Here is a 17,997-nt window from a genome sequence, read left to right as displayed (position 1 = left end):
TCTATTCTGCGTCATAATGAATGAGTGAGTAGACATCACAGCCATTCATTTTTTCCCGTCCGTTGAGGAATGCGAGTTCGATCAGAAAGGCACAACTGACGACTTCTGCCTGTGAGTGTTTTGCCAGCTCAATACAAGCGGCGATGGTTCCCCCGGTTGCCAGCAGGTCATCCACAATTAACACACGGTCATCAGAGTGAATGGAATCGGTATGCATCTCGAGAGAGTCGGAACCATATTCCAGTTCGTAATGAAAGGCCTTTGTTTCAAAGGGGAGTTTTCCCGGCTTCCGAATGGGGATGAAGCGGGCGCCTAACGCAAGTGCCAGGGGCGCTGCGAAAATAAAACCCCGTGCTTCGGCGGCGAGGACCGCCGTGATCTGTTTCTCACGATAGTATGCAGTCAGGCGATCAGTGACTTCCTGAAATGCTTTGGGTTCAGCGAGCAGAGGTGTGATATCTCGAAACAAAATTCCCGGTTTGGGAAAGTCCGGAATTTCACGAATATATTTCTTCAAGTCGAGTTCTTCAGTCATTATTAGTGTTCTCTTTCTGAGAGTCTGATTTCGTTTGTGCTGCCTGTTTCAGTGCGGGCAGAGTCTCAAGTTTTTGTCTGGCTTTCTGGACCATATCTTTAGCTACCTGTGCCTGGTCCTGTTCGTAGAGTATGATCAGTGCTTTCCAGACTCGAGCAGCTTCATCGAATTTATTTTCGTTGACGAGTGCATCTGCATTTGCCATGGATTGTGTGAGCATAATGAATCGTTCCGCGGTGCGCGAAGAGTCATTTTGCAGTTCATTCAACATCTGCTGGGCAAGATCCTGCATTTCGTTCTGTTTGGTATTATCGGCGTTCTCTGAATTCTCTTTGAGTATATCAACCAGAGCAGAGAGTATGATTTCTGCCTGTGTCAGATTGCCTGTTTCCAGGTAGTGTTGTGCCAGCAGCATAAACCTTTGGGTTTCATTTAGTGGGCCGGTACGTGATCTGCGTTTCGCTGTCATGCCTGCCCTGGAGCGGATTTCATATACTTTAATTCGTTCCATAAGTGGTTGGACAACTTCTTCCCATTGCTCTGGATCTGATTCCAGTAAAGGTAACAGAAATTTGTCACGTGCCGTATACCATTCCGGGTTTTCGGGCTGCTGCAAAATTTGCTTACCCTGTGAAAACATTTCCTGAGGAGTAAGCTCTCGTTCCTGAAACCAGAAGTAGCCCCCGGCGATCAGGACAGCCAGCATACCCAGCAGGAAATAAGTATTGTCGAAGATCTGGCTCAGTTTTGAGCCGGTACTCTCTGATTCTAACTGCGCCCGCATCAGCCCCTGCATCAACGTACCTGCTCCCGCTTCTGGTTCTGAAGCAGATTGTACGAGGGTCGGAGTCACAGAAGGATCATCGCTTCCTGAAAGTGCATAAGTATTATCCGAAGTCGACATCTCATATTTATTGATCACTTCCTGCAGGCGGCGGGAAAGAACATAGGCATCCGGAAATCGTTTCTGGGGCTCCTTTTCAAGTAGCTGGCAGACAATCTCTTCAAGCCAGATGGGGAGATCATCAACGTATCTGCCGGGCCGATCAAACTGGCCGTACTTCTGTTTTTGAATAATGGCCAGCATCGTTTTACCACTGAAGGGAGGTCTGCCGGTGAGCATGACATACATCACCGCGCCCAGGGAATACAAATCACTTTGCCGGGTAACACGTTTGCCTTCTGCCTGTTCTGGTGACATATACTCTGCCGTGCCGATAATTCCCCCGGTTACGGTCAGCTTTTCCGTGGCGAATAATTGAGCGACACCAAAGTCAGCCAGTTTGACAGTGTTATCGTCTTTCAGAATCAGGTTGGAAGGCTTCAGGTCCCGATGAATGATGCCGGCGTCATGTGAAGCTTTGAGTGCGGAACAGATCTGGATAGAGATGTTGACGACTGTTTTCCAGTCGATGCGTTTTTCACGTCGGAGTCGTTTGGTTAATGTTTCGCCATCGACATATTCCATGACATAATAGTAAATGTCGTTTTCCACTCCGCTGTCATAGAACTCAATGACATACGGATTATGCATCTTCTTCAGTGCTTCAATTTCACGATGAAATCGTTCAACAAATCCCGGCTCCCGTGCCAGTGCGCTGGGGAGAATTTTAATGGCGACGTGTTGATCGTTGTGAATGTTCGTGGCCAGATATACCGAACCCATTCCACCAGCGCCAATTTTTTTTTCGATCAAATATTCGCCAAGTCTGTCCGGAGCGGATTCATGTTCGTGAGTGTTCAAGATAGTTGCTCGATATGGGGAGTGAACCAGTGGCCGCTGATTCGAGAAGTTTTGTGTATGAGAACCAAGAGTTACTTGTACAGTGTCTGAGGTGCAGCAAACGTCTATAATCTGAAGGACATTTCCGTTAACTAAAGTTTATTTCTTTCTATTATGGTTGAATCCATGTCTGATGCAAGAACGAAGGCGGTACTATTGATTGCCCATGGCAGTCGACGTGACGAGGCAAATCAGGATCTTGTGAAACTGGCGGCAATGTTACGCGAACGCTGTGAGTTTATGGTGGTTGAATATGCTTACCTTGAACTGGCTGAGCCTGCAATTCCTGAAGGTGCAGCCAGGTGCGTGCAAGCAGGCGCGGCTGAAGTGTTAATGTTACCTTATTTTCTTTCAGCCGGAGTACATGTTCAGAACGACCTGGAAGAATTTCGGAATGAATTCCGCCAGTTATATCCCCAAACCCGGTTTCGGCTCTGTGCGCATCTGGGTTTGCATCCCTTGATGCTGGAGATTGTTCTGGATCGATTGAATGAACCCGTTGATGAGAGTAGCCAATAAAAAAAGGGCGCTCCGAAGAACGCCCTTTTTCTCGCAATGAAGAACCAGTTAAAAACTAGTTCGTTTTCGTTTCAGAAATCTTACCGAAGGCTTTGAAGGTGATCGGTTCACCCCGGCCAGCGATGGTAACGGTGAATTCTTCTGAGTAGTCACCGGGTTTGTTTGGTGGAACAATTGTCAGTGGTAAAACATGAATCGGCTGGGTTGTTTTAGGCATCCGGATTTTGAATGCTTCGTCGTTTGACTCGCATTCAATTTTATTGATCTCGAATGGTTTTTTACCACGCAGTACCACGTTTACGGTTTTTTCCTGACCAGGAACCATCATTCCCAGCGAAACTATTTCGGGTGTGATCGTGATATCTGATTCCACTTTTGCTTCTACCAGCAGAGGCACTGTGGTGAAATTGACATCGTTGGTTTTCAGCATGATCTGTTCGCGAATTGGTCCCAAGGGTGTATTGGGAGCCAGGGTGAGAATCAGATTATAGTTAACCCGTCCACCGCCGCGGGCCGTTTCGACTGCTTTGACAGTCAGGGAGGGGTCTTTGGATTGAATCCCGGTAATTGCCCAGTCATCGCGACCGGCATAAGCGAGTGCGACTGTGGTTTCTGCACCTTTACCAACTTCGACGGAACCAAAGTTGGCGGCACCTGGTGTGAAGACAACGTCTGTTCTGATGTATGCCGTGATCGGAATCTTGATTTCTGCATACTGTGGGGCGTCGATGGTGATGATCACATTGGAGTCTTTACGTCGTTGAAAACGTGCGGTATCCATTTTGACCTGGATATAGCCTTCTTCACCGCTTTCCAAAATGTTCTTGGAAGGTTCGGCGGCTGAACAGCCACAAGTGGTGCGGACATTGGAAATGTGCACTTGATTGGGGTAAATATTTTTAATTTTCAGACGGTATTGAGCATCTGACCCCCGGGCAATCACCCCGAAGTCAATCTTGTCTTTGTCGAACATCTTCTGAGCCCATTCCTGACCGAATGAACTCGAGGTACTTAACATAAACAGACAGGCACTCAAAAAACCAAATCGGAAACTGCTCTTACTTAACATTATTGAATCTCACTTCTGCAAAAAAAGTTTTAACTTCGATGTATTAATTAAGTCGAGGCACTGAGATTGGTTAATTGGGTAGGAACGTTTACCGACTTTCAGCACACCACTTTACATCGTCTAGTGCAGAATCCATTCACAGAGACGTTTCACACTACTTGTAAAATCGGGCTTTCAAAAACGTTTGCAAATTTCAGAAGCGCAGAAAATGCAATCGCTTATCGAGCCTGAATCAGATCGCCAGCATTATACTGAGTTTATGTGCCTGAGATCAAATTTGATATTCAGAACACCAGATGTCCAGATATATTGGCTTGTGTGACAAATACATCAGTCGGCATCGACACTTTGGTGATGGCAATTTAGTTCTCATTAGTTGAAATGTCAATGTTGTCTCATTCCCCTCACCATTGCTATCCCCCAACGGAGGAAACGGAGTAATCCAACCTGTTCTCGTCGCTTTGACTGCGATCATCGTGTTGTTACAACCAGTTTCTATAAATGGGTTTGGGGGAATACCTGGTGCACCGGGATTATTCATTATAAGTAGTGAATATTCATTCAAACGGATTGCTTTACCATCAATAATCGCCAGATTTTGACATGCTTGTTCAGTCTGGCTGATGTGGATTTCTTTCCGGTTCGGCAGGACGCTTCGAGTCGTTCAGCTCCATTCGGCAATCTCAGAGTTTCTCTGATTTCTATCCGACCGCTGAAATGAGGCATGATACGCTTTGAGTAAGAGTGTCTTTCCCGAGAAAGCATTCTGGCAAATACACAAAGCTGACAGCCGGGCAACAGCGTTTGTCCGGTTGAATGATAAGGAAGACAGGAAATCTTTCATTATCAGACTGGTTGAATTTTCTATGCGGGAATCAGCTGGTTCGTTTCACACAAAAAAGAGTGCTTTAGATTATCGAGATATTGTTGATGAGAAACACACTGGACACACAGTGATGTAAAGAACAAGAGTTCGGTCTCATTATTTACAGGGAGCAATGGGTTAATATGATAAATAAATTTACTGCCAGGGGAGGCCTGACCGGAATATTGATTCTGGGAATGATTTCTCTGGCGATACCAGGCCAGCTGGAAGCTGGACATAAATGCGGACATGGCCACTGTAAAGGGGGCGGACTGTCACTGTTTCATTCCGGAAAGTGCTGCAGTCCCTGGAAGCTGGGGCATAAACATAAATGTAATTCGGGCTGCGGGGGAAGTTCCTGTGGCAGTGGATCAATAGTCGATCATTATTATCAGGGAGCCGTCTATGGTATGGGAAACAATTCGCGCGGCGGTTGCCAGTCGTGCCAGTCTGGAAGTGATGTTGCTGATTTTGATGGGATGCCAGCCGGTGGTCTGTCGCCGCAGTTAGGGTTGCAACCGATGCCATTACAGGCGGCACCAATGCGACCTCGGATTCTGCACTACCCGGGGACGATGGGCACTGCCTATATGCGTCCGACTCGAACGATGCCCGCCGATGGTCCGGAAGGTCATCCACGCGACGCGGGCCTGGATGTGTATGCCCCGGGCGCAACCGATATTCGGGTCGTCGCTTTAAATCGCCAACGGGATGAGATGATAGGCTATCGAGATCCTGAGAACGATGACATCTGGGAATTCGTTACAAAGCGGCCTTTGATTCCCGGCATTCAGCATGTTTATCAGGTCTATGCCATTTTTCCGGAAACCGGTCGCGTTCCACAAACACAGCGCGTCAGGCTGATCATGGGACGAATTGTAGAACTGAGTTATAAGAAGTACGAATCAGGCCAGACAAGACCTCAGTAAACAGGAAATTATTTCTGTGAAAATAAGCGGAATACAATAGAAACGGTTGGGTTTTCCGACCGAAACGACGCCCTGTAGAGAGCATGATAGTAGATTGTGTCACTAAGTCTGGCTGCTGATTAGCCAGACGGAAACGACTCAGCTATCATGTTCTGAACAGGGCGTGTTCTTTGTAATGTCACCGCCGACTCATTTCATGCTGTAGTGTTTGCAGGCAGGCTGATTCGTGGACGAAGTGGAATATCTGAGAATCATCTCGGGCCAGAGACAGGACTGGCGCGCCCGTCTGCTTTATAAACCCTGCTTCCGATTTCTGAGCCTGCTGTATCGAGTCGGTGTCAGTGTTCGTAATCGGATGTTTGACTGGCGACTTCGAAGTGTCAGAACTGTTGAAGTACCTGTGATCAGTCTGGGGAATCTGACTACGGGAGGGACTGGTAAGACTCCTTTCGTCGCTTATCTCACACAATGGTTTCAGAACCATCAAAAGCAGGTTGCGCTGCTGAGCCGTGGATATCGAGCGCTACCGGGTGAAGTGAATGATGAAAAACTGTTGCTGGATCGACTGTGTCCCGGCGTTCCCCATTTTCAGAATCCGGACCGTGGTGATTCCGCAGTAAAGGCCATTCAAGAGGGGGCTCAGATACTGATCCTGGATGACGGGTTTCAGCATCGAAAGCTGGAGCGAACTGTTGATCTGGTTTTGATCGACGCTGTTTGTCCGTGGGGCTACGGTTCTCTGCTGCCCCGGGGATTAATGCGCGAGCCAAAATCGTCACTCAGGCGCGCTGACTTTGTGATTCTGACACGCGTCGATCAATGTTCCGCTCCCGAACTGGAGCAATTGAGCCAGGAATTAACCAGGCTGGTTCCCGCTGATCGAATCGCGACAGCCACGTTTCAGCCCCGCGTTTTGATCAATGTGAAGAATGAAGCACTGTCCCTGAAGTCCGTCAATGGTAAACGGGTCTGGGCATTTTGCGCGATTGGAAATCCAGCAGGCTTTCGACTCACGCTGGAGCAGGCTGGATTTGATGTCGCCGGGCTTCAGGTATTCGCAGATCATCATCATTACTCCAGCGATGATGTGCAGGAGATCGGGGCCCAGGCCAGGGAGGCCGAAGTCGACCTGATTCTGACAACAGGTAAGGATTTAGTAAAAATGAGTGAACCTATGTTTTGTGGCGTTCCGGTCTGGGGGGTCGAAATCGGTGTTGAGATCCGGGAGGGGAGCGAGTTTCTGGAGCAGGTATTGCAGGGTCTTATAAAATAAATGTCTTTCGAAGGTGACGATCTGTCGTTCTGTACGGTTTTCAGAGCAGGGTTTACGGCAACCATTTTCGATAGATTCTGTATTTTAGGCCGCTTTGATCCCAGAAATTGCTGTAATCCTGTTTCATGGATACTTGATTTTGGTAGTTTTTTGTGTCATCCTGACTATAGAATACATACACACAAAGCGGGTGGTTTGTAGAAAATACGGATCTCGCTTGACTTGTTACCTTCCTACAGTGCAGTTTTCCTGGTTTGAAGCGACAGCGTCAACAGGGTTTCCGTGCTCCTTCCTCACGATGGTCTGATCAATCATATTCAAATAGACGAGGTATTTTAATTATGCGAAAGTTGAATCTTAGCCGGATATTAATTGCTGCTCTCCTGATTTCTGGTTTCTGTTTTCTCTTACCGGAAACCGTTTCTGCAGCAGGTTGGGGATCGGTAACAGGCCGGTTTGTTTATGATGGTGAGGTTCCCAAACCTGTCGTACAGCGTGCCAAAGGTGACCCGACTGTCAAAGACCCCACCGTATGTGCGGCAATGGAGCATTTGAATAATGACCTGGTCATCAATTCGGAAAACAAAGGGATAGCCAATGTCTTCATGTATATGAGACGGGCTAAAGATGTCCATCCTGATTTGAAAGAGTCAAAAGAGAAGTCCATTGTCTTTGATCAGAAAGGCTGTACTTTCGAACCACACGCTTTGGTTGTGCGGACCGATCAGAAAGTAATCGTTAAGTCAGGTGATCCTGTTGCCCATAATACTCATACCTTTCCGCTCAAAAATCAGGCGGTAAATTTTATCCTCGCTCCCAATGATCGTGAAGGTAAAGAAGTCGAAAACGTCATTCCAGAAATTTTGCCCATGCAGGTGAAATGTGACATTCACCCCTGGATGACTGCTTACTGGTTTGTTGTGGATCATCCCTACGCTGTGGTTTCTGATAAAGACGGCAAATTTACGATTGAAAACCTGCCTGCCGGAAAAAATGATTTCCGTATCTGGCAGGAAAGAGCTGGCTATCTGGATCGCAAATTTACCGTGAACATCAAGCCGGGTGAAACCGTTGATATGGGTGAAGTTAAATTCAAACCATCGCAATTTGAAACGAAATAAGAACTCTCTGAATTTCAGAGGTTTCAGATAGGGACACGTCTAACCGGGCGTGTCCTTTTTAGTGCCTGTAAACCGTTGTTGAAAATGGTGAGGAATTCAGGACCATGCAGAGACTTCGCGGTTGTATCGCTCTTTTAGTATGCGGAGCGTTCAGTTTCTCAACTGAGATTGGTCTGGCGCAACCGGAATCGCAGGTCATCACATCCCGCTTTCGAGAATCTGTATCACTGGATGTCAATAATACGGTACTCAAGAAAATGGGGTCCGTACGCGATTATCTGACTGAGCAGCAATGGGAAGATGCGGTCAAGATTCTCATTCAAATCTCTGATGAGTATGGCGACTCGTTGTATCCCGAATCTCCCGGGAGATATTTGCGCGTGTCTGAATATTGCCAGAATCTGCTGGCAGGATTTCCGCCTGAAGCAATTGCCATTTACCGGGAAAAAGTAGATCCCCGCGCCAAGCGCTGGTATGAGGAAGCGATAGCCAACTCGCGTGAGCAGCAACCCCTGATCAACATTACCGAACAGGCTTTGATGAGCAGTTACGGGGATGATGCCCTGAATCTGCTGGGAGAACTGGCCTGGGAGCAGGGGCAACTGGCGGAAGCACGCTCCTGCTGGCGTAAGCTGATTCCGCGGACTGCTTCTGCTTCTCCCGTCTATGATACCGGATTATTTCATTATCCCGATACAGACTTACCGGTTCCTGAAATTCTGGCTCGTCTGATTCTGGTCAGTTTCTTCGAAGGAAATTTCAGTCAGGCTGACTTTGAATATAGTCAGTTCCGCAAAAAGTATCCGGAGACAGATGGAAAGCTGGCAGGCAAAGAGGGAAATCTGTCCGCCTTGCTGGCTGAAATTCTTGCTGATCGCAGCCGGGTTGCGCTGCCTGAGAATCAGGGAGAGATAAACACATTTGCCGGACATCAGACACGGAATTTCAAAGCCGCGCATCAACTGGAGATTGGCAGGATTGCGTGGACATTTCCAGTGCCGATGGTCTGGAGTCAGGAATTTACCGCGAAACCGGCATTTGGATTTCGCGTACCCCCGGGACTGTTTCCCGTCGTTCATCAGGAACACGTTTTCTTCAATGACGCCGAGCGAATCTATGGGTTGAACTGGAAAACAGGGTTGCCTGCCTGGTCTCAGGACCAGGGGGCCAGCCCGATTCTTTATCCGTCTGCCAGTCATCGCGTCAGCCGTCTGCCTTTTCGACCCGTGGTAGGTGTGCCCCGCTATACATCCACGATTGCAGGAGGTCGCCTTTTTGCCCGCATGGGATCACCGGTAACATCCGTTGCCAAAGACGAACGACTGGGACTGTTTTCTGATCTTGTCTGTCTTGACCTCGATCAGGGGCAAGGCAAACTGTTATGGAAAATATCATCTGCCCAGCTGCGAGAGCAAAATTTTGTCTGGTCTTTTGAAGGGGCACCTGTTGTCTCAGGCAACAGGCTGTATGTGGTATTACATCGGGGTTTTCCTGAAGTGCAGACGAATGTGGCCTGTTTTTCTGCTGACACAGGCGAATTGATCTGGAATCAGAAAATCTGTCTGGCATTGAGAAGTATTGAGGAAGGAGTCAATTACATCAGTCATCTGCTACTGACTCTGGGGGAAGATCAACTTTACCTCTCGACTGACATGGGGGCAATCGCTTCCCTGGATACCGTTGATGGAAAGTTGAACTGGCTGGTCACATATCCTTCTCAGGATAAGACTGACAGAGATGAGTTGAGTAATCATATGAAAACAGGACTGGTTCCCTGTCTCTATGATCGGGGGATACTATTTGCTGCACCACAGGATTCCTCTCAACTGATGGCTTTCGATGCGGAATCTGGATTACTGCTCTGGCAGAGGCAATGGCCGGAGCAGATACGAAATCTTCTGGGGGTGACACAGTCAACACTGGTTATCAGTGGAAACCGGTTGTTTGGACTGGATCGAGATACTGGCAGGATCACCTGGAAAACTGGTTATCACGATCCTGAAGGTTTTGGATATGGAAGAGGAATTTTAGCCGGCAAGTATATTTACTGGCCTTTAAGAGAGGAGATTCTGGTTGTACATGCAGAACAGGGATACCTGAAACAGAGGATATCTCTGCGGAAACAGTACGGCGAGTCGGGCGGCAATTTAGTGGTAGTGGGAAATCAGTTGCTGGTCGCGCAACCGCGCAGGTTGACGGCGTTTGGAACTGATGCGCGTATCCCGATGAATGATTCGAAATAAATATCTGCGTTAAGTATCAAATAGACGGTGTCCCGTTTTATATTCAAGAGTACTGTTTACAAAACATGATTTTATACTTTTTAGACAAGGTGAATGACATGAAGTTTTCGTATCGTGAGTTCCTCGGTTTGATGTTGAGTTTTGCCTGTATGTGCAGTCTGACTGCAAATGCGTTCGGCCAGGTGAATGCACCTCCCGGCAAACTGGAAGTGGGTGACAGTGCTCCCGCTTTTACTGCAAAGGACGATCAGGGCAAAGGCTGGAAATCAACGGACTATGTTGGCAAGAAGGTACTTGTCGTGTATTTCTACCCTGCTGATTTAACGGGCGGCTGTACCAAGCAGGCGTGTGGTTTTCGTGATGATATGAAAAAGCTGCAGGGGGAAAATGTGGAAGTGATCGGCGTCAGTGGTGATTCCGTTCGCAATCATCAGCTCTTCAAGAAAGAGCATGATTTGAATTTCACTCTGCTGGCTGATGAAGATGGCGGGGTTGCCAAAAAGTTTGGTGTGCCTCTGAAAGCAGGCGGATCAATTAAACGCACTATTGATGGTAAGGAAGAAACCTTAACACGCGGTGTAACAGCGGCACGCTGGACTTTTGTGATTGACAAAAATGGCAAAGTTGTGATGAAAAATACCAAAGTCAAAGCTGCTGACGACAGTAAAGCGATTTTGGAAGTGGTCAACCAGCTGAAATCGTAATCAGGGATTTGCTTGAACATTTCGTTCAAAATCTCTCAATCAGACTACCAACTCATCCGCAAAATGCATCTTTCGTACTCGACAGCCAATAGACTGACGACGTACAATTGATGCTGCGGGTGAAGTAGTTCTTATTGTGACCGAGGAGGGATTGAGCTGTGCATGCTGTCCGTTTCACCAGAATTCTATCGGCTGTCATGCTTATTTCTCTCTCAGGTTTGATGTGGGGTACCGGTTGTGAAAAATCCGGGCAAACAGCCCAGTCTCAGACTGGTGTCTCTGAGAAAGATTTGGAAAACTCCACAGCAGACGTTTCCACAGCAGAACAGTCTGCGATGGATGCAGATCAAGCGCAGACAGAACGGGTGACTTATCAGTCGGGTATGGAGATTGGCGCGATTCCCATGCCATTTGAAGTGTCTGATGTGACCGGTCCCAATAAAGGGAAGACATTGTGTTATCGCTGCCTGTATGGTGAGCGGCCTGTTGTGGGTATCTTTGTCAGAGAGTTGGATGCACCGACAACAATGTTGATTAAGAAAATTGATTCAGAAGTCGCCACGCATCAGGATGAGAAACTGGCTGCTTTTGTTGTGATGCTGACTGATACACCCGTTGACGTAAAAAGGGATCTGGAGAAAATCGCCAGTGAAAACCAGATTAAGCATGTCCCACTAACCGTTTATGAAGGAACAGCCGGTCCTCCGGGTTACAATATAAAGCAGGACGCCAGTGTGAATGTGATGATGTGGGAAGGTGTTGTCATAGCAAACCGTGCCTGGCAGGCAGGACAGCTGAAGCCGGAAGAAATCAGAGAGGTCATTGCAGATACGAGACTGATTGTTCATTGACGCTACTGGATTATTCTTCAAGCGGGACCACTGGCTTCGACGCACGCCCGGGACCTGTGTTACTTTAAATCAGAATTATGGAAAGTGGAATTCTTTCATTTGCCTATGGTTTCTCAAATATTATCATTCCGACTTTCCATCAGATGCCATCAATGCATTGCTGTACTGACGATGGTTCTGATTCAGTGTCTCATTTCCAATGTTAGCTGTCATGCGCAGCCTTTGCGCAATGATGGGGTTGGAGATGGGATTTTAGAGGGCGATCCGCATGCACTGTTCCCTACCAGTCGGCTTTATTCAAAAAGTTTTCAGGATGCAAAACAACTGCTCAGCGAGCAAAAGTATCCGGTCGCGATACCTGAGCTGCAGTCCATTCTGGATGCGCCGGAAGATTTCCTGCAAACGGATTCAGTGACTGGTTTTGAAAGTCTGAAAGAGGCTGCGCAACAGTTGATCGCGACGCTGCCTGATGCCGGCAGGCGTTATTATTCACTGCAATATGGTCCTGCGGCTGATCAGATGCTGCAACAGGCAGAAGCGCTGGATGATAACAATCTGCTTCGCGAGATTGTTCGTCGCTATTTCTTTACCAAAGCGGGTGCAGAGGCAGCCTATGCGCTGGGCGGGTATTACTTCGAGCGCGGAGATTTTCTGGCAGCAACCCAAATCTGGGAGATGCTCAGTACGCAACATGAACTGGCGCTTTCAAAAGAACCACACCTGACATTTAAACTGGCTGTTGCCTGGTTTCATCTCGGTAACCTGGGAAAATGCCGACAGGCATTAATGCAGCTGTCGCGCCTGGCAGAAGAGCCTGTTTACCAGTTTCCGAATGGCACAAAGGTCTCTCTCTTTACCGCGGATGAAAATCCGGTGGAGTGGTTATCGCGGCTGACAGGCAGGCTTGATCTACGCGTGGCGCGGGAACAGGGTGACTGGACCATGTACCGAGGCAGTCCTGCCCGTACCGCGTCTGCCGAATTTGCGGTTCCCTCTGCGAAACCCCTCTGGCAATTCTCTACAATTCAAGATCCATTCCTGCAGCTTCTCAAGGACCCTCCGCCGGTAGCGGAAATGTTGCAAAAGCTGGGCGCGCATCGCCGCAAGCATGTCGCAGGTGTTTTACCGGCTGCCAGTCCCCTGGTTATTCGAGATCAGGTGATTTTCAGAACACATCGTAATCTCAAAGCGGTTTCATTGAAGACGGGCAAATTAAGCTGGGAGACCACACTTTCAGACAAGTTGTATCAGGAGTTACTCAAAGATCCACAGAACACGGATGAAGAATTTCTGGGTACTCCACAGACGCCGCTGGAAAAATATCTGGCCCAGCGCGCCTGGCAGGATTACACTGCAGGGCATTTAAGTACTGATGGGAAGCTGGTCTACTGTGTGGAAAATGTGGGGTTCATTGCCGGCTTTTATCACTTCAGCAGGCTTGATCGTGAGAATGTATTGGTCCCCAACTCGTTTAATCGACTGGTGGCATTTGAAGCGGATACCGGAAAGTTTGTATGGGAACTGGGTGGGCCACGGCTGCAGAATCCGATTAATTATTCGGGGCATTATTTTCTGGGAGCTCCTTTACCACTGGATGGGAAGTTATATTGCCTGGCAGAGGAAGGTCGAGAATTTCGTCTGCTGGTTCTGGATGCCGCAACAGGGCAGACCATCTGGACGCAGTCGCTGTACCGGAGTGACTATCCTATAGCCCGCGATTATACAACGGATCGTCGTCCTCTTGATCATATTCGCCGCAGGATAGGCTTGAGTCCCTCTGCCGCGCATGGAGTCCTGGTCTGTCCCACGGGTTCCGGTTGCACGATCGGCATTGATCTCATTCAACGTAAGCTGCTCTGGAGGCAGGTTGATACCGGCGGTAAAGAAATTTCCATGTTTGCCGCTTTCGCCCGCGATTTCAATGGAAATGACGAAGGCTGGGCCGAGTTTACTCCCGTGATCATTGGTAACCGCGTATTGATCGAATCCAGAAAGTCTCAGACACTGCAATGCCTGAGTCTGTTCGATGGGCGTTTGATCTGGTCACGTCCCAGACGAAATAATCTGTTCATTGCCACAATTCACGACGGGAAAATCCTGCTTGTGGGAAATGACCAGATCGAGGCATTGAAGCTGAGCGATGGCTCTCTTGCCTGGCCGAAACCACAGCCAATCGGTGCACCCAGTGGCCGGGGAATTGTAGTGAAGAATACCTATTACCAGCCTGTTGAGACGGGAGAAATATTAAGCATCCGTCTTGATGATGGATTGGTTCTGGCCAGAACACGCGTTGAAACGGAAGGTCTGGTTGGAAATCTGGCAGCCGCTGGAGGAATGCTGGTCTCTCAGAGTGAATCTGAAGTGGTCGGTTTCCAGTCAGTCACAGCGATCGAGGAGCAGATTCGACAGGCGAGTCTCTCAAAGCAGCCAGAAGACCAGGCAATCGCACAGCTGTTAAAGGGTGAGTTGAAGCTGTTTGCGGGGGATGTCACCCAGGCGATGCAGTTTATAGATCAGTCGCTTCAGATTAAACCGACACTGCGTGCCCGGCGGCTGTATGCAGATATCTTCCTGGAAAGCCTGGGTCATGATTTCGCACCGAATGAAAAGCTGATTCCCAAAATGAAAAGCTTGCTGGTGGACGAAGGGCAGCGAAAGAGATTCTTTCAGATTCTGGCGGTGAATTATCAGCAGCGTGGAAATCTGCAGGCCGCTCTTCTGAATTATCTCAGACTGTCCGAACTGAAAGGTCTGCTGGAATCGGAGCCGGTGAAAGGGGGAGAATTTGTCCGCACGGATCGCTGGATACGGTCTCAGCTGGAACTACTGACTCTGCGGGCCTCCGTGGAAGATCGAAAGAAGATTGCCGCATTCTTTTCGCGATATTATTCGGAAAAGCTGGTCCATGCAGATCGTGTTGCCTTGGAACGATTTCTGCAATGTTGTGGCAACCTGCCTGAAACCCAGCAGGCCCGCATGATTCTGGTAGCCCGACTGGATCAGGAGATCGATTCTGCGCAGGAAGAAGATCGAGCTTATTTACAGAGTGCTCTGATGCGGCATCTCAAGCATCTTCGTTCGTCGCAGCAGCCTGTAGTGGCTGCCTACGCGACAGCAAAATTGACAGAGATTTATCTCTCCGCAAATCGAAACGCTCAAGCCGAAGAATATATTGGCGAGCTGCGCACGCGCTGGCCGGACGTGGTTTGCATGGATGGTAAAACCGCGTCGCAGCTGGCTGAACAATGGGAAGCACAACTTGACCGCAAGCAGGCAGTGAGTGCGTCGGCCTGGCAGGGAAAGTCGGTCGAGGTCTATCGTGGGGAGCAAAACAAAGGACAGAATACTTCACTGACGGTTGAGATTATTGGCCTGTCCAATGCTTTATTCAATAACTATCGACTCGAAGTCGGGCCTGCTAAAGAGTGGCTCTTTGCTTACGATGGCCAGGGGCAACCGCAATGGTCGTTCTCTCTTTTGAAAGCCGAAATTGAAGTTCCCCAGCAACCCTATTTTTCAGCGCGTGTGTTTCAACAGTATCTCGTGGTCAATTTTGGCGCCGAATTTTTTATTCTGGATACTCTGAATCGCGATTCAGAAGACCGACCTCTGCTGTTATGGAAACAGCGTCTCATGTCCGGCCCTCCCAGTGTGCGAGATTATATTTCGATTGAACGTACCGGGGTGGCACCTGTGTTGCGCGAGTATCTTACTCGAAACATGGATCGTGAATTATTGGGGCGAATCGGGACAATCAACGAGGAATTTATCTGTTACCAGATCGGTTCAGATCTGATCGCCGCTGATTTGCTGACGGGAGAAATCTTATGGAAGCAACAGGGATTTGGCATCAGCAGCAGGCATTATGGTGATGCAGAGCATGTGATAGTCATCGCAGGCCAGGAACAGGCTGAGCAACGCTATGTTGTGTTGAGTGGTCAGAATGGTGATGTGATTAACACATTCAAGCTGGATCAGGGGGAGTCGCCGATCTTTGCCTTCGAACGCTATCTACTCACTTTGACGATCGAAGCAGACAATGACCGCCAGCTGCATCTGAAGGATCTGACAAAGGATGAGGAAATCTGGAGTCAGAAGCTGAGCGAGAATTCAATTTATACGCTGGGACAGAATTATGAAATTGTCATGATGCATCCAGATGGGACGATTGCTTTTCTGGATTTAATGACAGGCGAACAGAAATTTGCAGTCCAAGGGCAGCCTGCATCCAAGATGATCAACCTGCTCGTACTCAGAAATTCACGTCAGTACCTGGTATTTGTCAGTCTGCCTTATATCGCTGCGGACAGAGCAGATGCCACCAGAGGCAGGGTGGTATTTCGATCGTTGAGCCTGACTTCCTATCTGTTTAATGGAATGGCCTATTCCATCGATCGACAGACGGGAGAATTAATGTGGTCACTGCCTCTGGAAACACAGGGGATTGATTTCTCTCAGTTTTTAGATTTGCCAGTGATGACCTTTGGCATTCGCAGAATCAGGGGGATTACCTCGACTGATGGAACACAGGTTGATTTGCAGGTTGTTGACTTGAGAAATGGAGATGTTGTTCTCAAGGAGACGACTACCAGCAATCGTTTAAGGATCTGGGTAGTCCCTGATCTCGAACGCAACGATATTCTCATCGAGCCATTTCAGATCCGACTCAGTTTTGAAGATCCGCCGATTGCGGCAAAAAAACCATAGCAGTTTTGACTTCGACCCCGTAATTACAGGTTAGACCGTAGCCAGTTTTACTGTAGCGTCTCTGGGTCTATTTGACCGAGTATAATAGATTGAGAGGCGCTATGGTCAAATGTGCTCGCTCTAATACTGATCCTGGTCCTCATCGTCGTCATCGTAATCCAGGTCATCGAAATCATCATCGTCATCATCATCGTCATCATCATCTCGATCCGGATGTAACGGGTTATCCGGAGCAAAAAAGAAATCGCCCAGACCCATCGGCATCATATTTCCGCCCAGGTTCTGCGTGCGTTTTTCAGACAGCGATTCGAGATCGAGGGCATCTTCACCCAGGCAGGCTTTGAGTGATTCCAGCCAGATGACATCTTTACTGAGGGGATGGTCTTTATCCTGGGCTGCACGTTTTAAAGCCAGCCGGAGGACGTTAATGCCATCACGGGTTGAGAAGTCCAGTTTCAGGCTGTGGGATTGCTGCAGAAAGTCAACCGTCAGGTCGAGCATGTGTTCGTTTGCAAAAGGGAGATGATAATGCAGGATCATTTTTTCATCTTCCCGGTTGGGATGTTCCAGGGTAATGCTGGGCTGTAGGCGGCTCAGAATATAATCAGGAATTTCGAAAGTGGATTCATCTTCATTCATCGTGACAGCACAGCGGAATTCCGGGTGCGCGGGAATCGTCACGCCGGCCACGATGGATTCTACGTAGCGGCGGTGATCCAGCAGGGGAGCCAGGCTGGCCCATGACTTTTCATTCATGCGATTGCCTTCATCCAGAACACAGATCGCTCCGCGAATCATCGCAGTCACCAGGGGGGATGCATGGTAGGCAATCTTGCCGCTCTCAGCCAGTACGGGTGTGACCAGCAGGTCTTCTGGTCGGGTGTCTGCCGTGCATTGGTAAATGTAAAGTTCCTGATCCCGTGTGCGCGCGCCTGCGATCGCGAGTGAAGTTTTGCCAATACCCGGAGTACCCACCAGGCGCGGCGTCAGTGGCATGTCTTTTTCGTCAATCACCAGCCAGCAGGCCAGGAGTTGCTTTAACGCTTCGTGTTGGCCAATCCAGTCACTGGTTGTCTGGTCAGCACGTCCCAGGTGCAACCCTACCCCGTCAATTTCCACTCTGCGCGACATTTGATCAATTTCTATTTTTAGACAGTTAGTCTTGTATGTGACGCTGATTTAGAAGTTTAAACCACTTCAATAATACATAGTCCTGATTATAGGCGTCTCACATCGCTTCTGATAAGTCTGGTCTTCCCTCTCTTCAAAGATGAGTACCAAATTTGATGTCCTGTCAGGAAGAATTTATTTTGACGAATTCTTTAAGTGCTTGATTCAAAAGGGGATATCGCTGCTTAAGTTTAGTGAACCAGTAGGTGTTCAGTGGAAATGTTTTTG

General features: G+C 48.5%; 12 protein-coding genes. 8 read left to right on the top strand and 4 right to left on the bottom strand.

The window, feature by feature from the left end; all coding sequences use genetic code 11:
- Position 1: 1 nt before the first annotated feature.
- Entirely contained in the window at positions 2-535 is a 534-nt protein-coding gene (locus Pan161_RS14450) for an adenine phosphoribosyltransferase (RefSeq protein ID WP_145228143.1), read from the bottom strand.
- On the bottom strand, positions 528-2,231 hold the full coding sequence (locus Pan161_RS14445; protein ID WP_261342979.1) for a serine/threonine protein kinase: 1,704 nt from the start codon (positions 2,229-2,231) through the stop codon (positions 528-530). Before Pan161_RS14445 ends, Pan161_RS14450 begins: the two co-directional genes overlap by 8 nt.
- Positions 2,232-2,432: 201 nt before the next feature.
- Here Pan161_RS14445 and Pan161_RS14440 point away from each other — a divergent pair, with 201 nt between their 5' ends.
- Complete coding sequence (locus Pan161_RS14440) at positions 2,433-2,837, top strand: sirohydrochlorin chelatase (protein WP_145228139.1); 405 nt, start codon at positions 2,433-2,435, stop codon at positions 2,835-2,837.
- 55 nt (positions 2,838-2,892) lie between these two features.
- Here Pan161_RS14440 and Pan161_RS14435 read toward each other — a convergent pair whose 3' ends face one another.
- Positions 2,893-3,906 carry an Ig-like domain-containing protein gene (locus tag Pan161_RS14435; RefSeq protein ID WP_145228137.1) on the bottom strand — a complete coding sequence of 338 codons (1,014 nt, stop codon included), beginning with the start codon at positions 3,904-3,906 and terminating at the stop codon, positions 2,893-2,895.
- 1,008 nt (positions 3,907-4,914) lie between these two features.
- Here Pan161_RS14435 and Pan161_RS14430 point away from each other — a divergent pair.
- The 7 genes from Pan161_RS14430 (at position 4,915) to Pan161_RS14400 (ending at position 16,599) form a co-directional block, all read left to right on the top strand.
- Positions 4,915-5,700, top strand: a complete 786-nt coding sequence (locus Pan161_RS14430) for a hypothetical protein (protein WP_145228135.1) — start codon at positions 4,915-4,917, stop codon at positions 5,698-5,700.
- Between the two features lie 226 nt (positions 5,701-5,926).
- Positions 5,927-6,973: a tetraacyldisaccharide 4'-kinase gene (gene lpxK, locus Pan161_RS14425; RefSeq protein WP_145228133.1), complete on the top strand. Its 1,047-nt coding sequence runs from the start codon at positions 5,927-5,929 to the stop codon at positions 6,971-6,973.
- 341 nt (positions 6,974-7,314) lie between these two features.
- Positions 7,315-8,094 (top strand): hypothetical protein, encoded by a 780-nt coding sequence (locus tag Pan161_RS14420; protein ID WP_145228131.1) that lies wholly within the window; start codon positions 7,315-7,317, stop codon positions 8,092-8,094.
- Positions 8,095-8,198: 104 nt separating this feature from the next.
- Complete coding sequence (locus tag Pan161_RS14415; protein ID WP_145228129.1) at positions 8,199-10,337, top strand: PQQ-binding-like beta-propeller repeat protein; 2,139 nt, start codon at positions 8,199-8,201, stop codon at positions 10,335-10,337.
- A 98-nt stretch (positions 10,338-10,435) separates the two neighbouring features.
- The gene (locus Pan161_RS14410; protein WP_232103738.1) at positions 10,436-11,041 is read left to right on the top strand and encodes a peroxiredoxin; all 606 of its coding nucleotides are present in this window, start codon (positions 10,436-10,438) and stop codon (positions 11,039-11,041) included.
- Positions 11,042-11,238: 197 nt separating this feature from the next.
- Positions 11,239-11,892, top strand: coding sequence for a hypothetical protein (locus Pan161_RS14405; RefSeq protein WP_145228125.1), 654 nt, complete (start codon positions 11,239-11,241; stop codon positions 11,890-11,892).
- Positions 11,893-12,063: 171 nt separating this feature from the next.
- On the top strand, positions 12,064-16,599 hold the full coding sequence (locus tag Pan161_RS14400; protein ID WP_232103737.1) for an outer membrane protein assembly factor BamB family protein: 4,536 nt from the start codon (positions 12,064-12,066) through the stop codon (positions 16,597-16,599).
- Positions 16,600-16,719: 120 nt separating this feature from the next.
- Here Pan161_RS14400 and Pan161_RS14395 read toward each other — a convergent pair whose 3' ends face one another.
- Positions 16,720-17,730, bottom strand: a complete 1,011-nt coding sequence (locus Pan161_RS14395; RefSeq protein WP_145228121.1) for an AAA family ATPase — start codon at positions 17,728-17,730, stop codon at positions 16,720-16,722.
- Between the last annotated feature and the right edge of the window lie 267 nt (positions 17,731-17,997).

Origin of the sequence: Gimesia algae, assembly GCF_007746795.1 — a bacterium.
Lineage (GTDB): Bacteria > Planctomycetota > Planctomycetia > Planctomycetales > Planctomycetaceae > Gimesia > Gimesia algae.
This window is presented reverse-complemented; position numbering and strand designations above follow the sequence as displayed.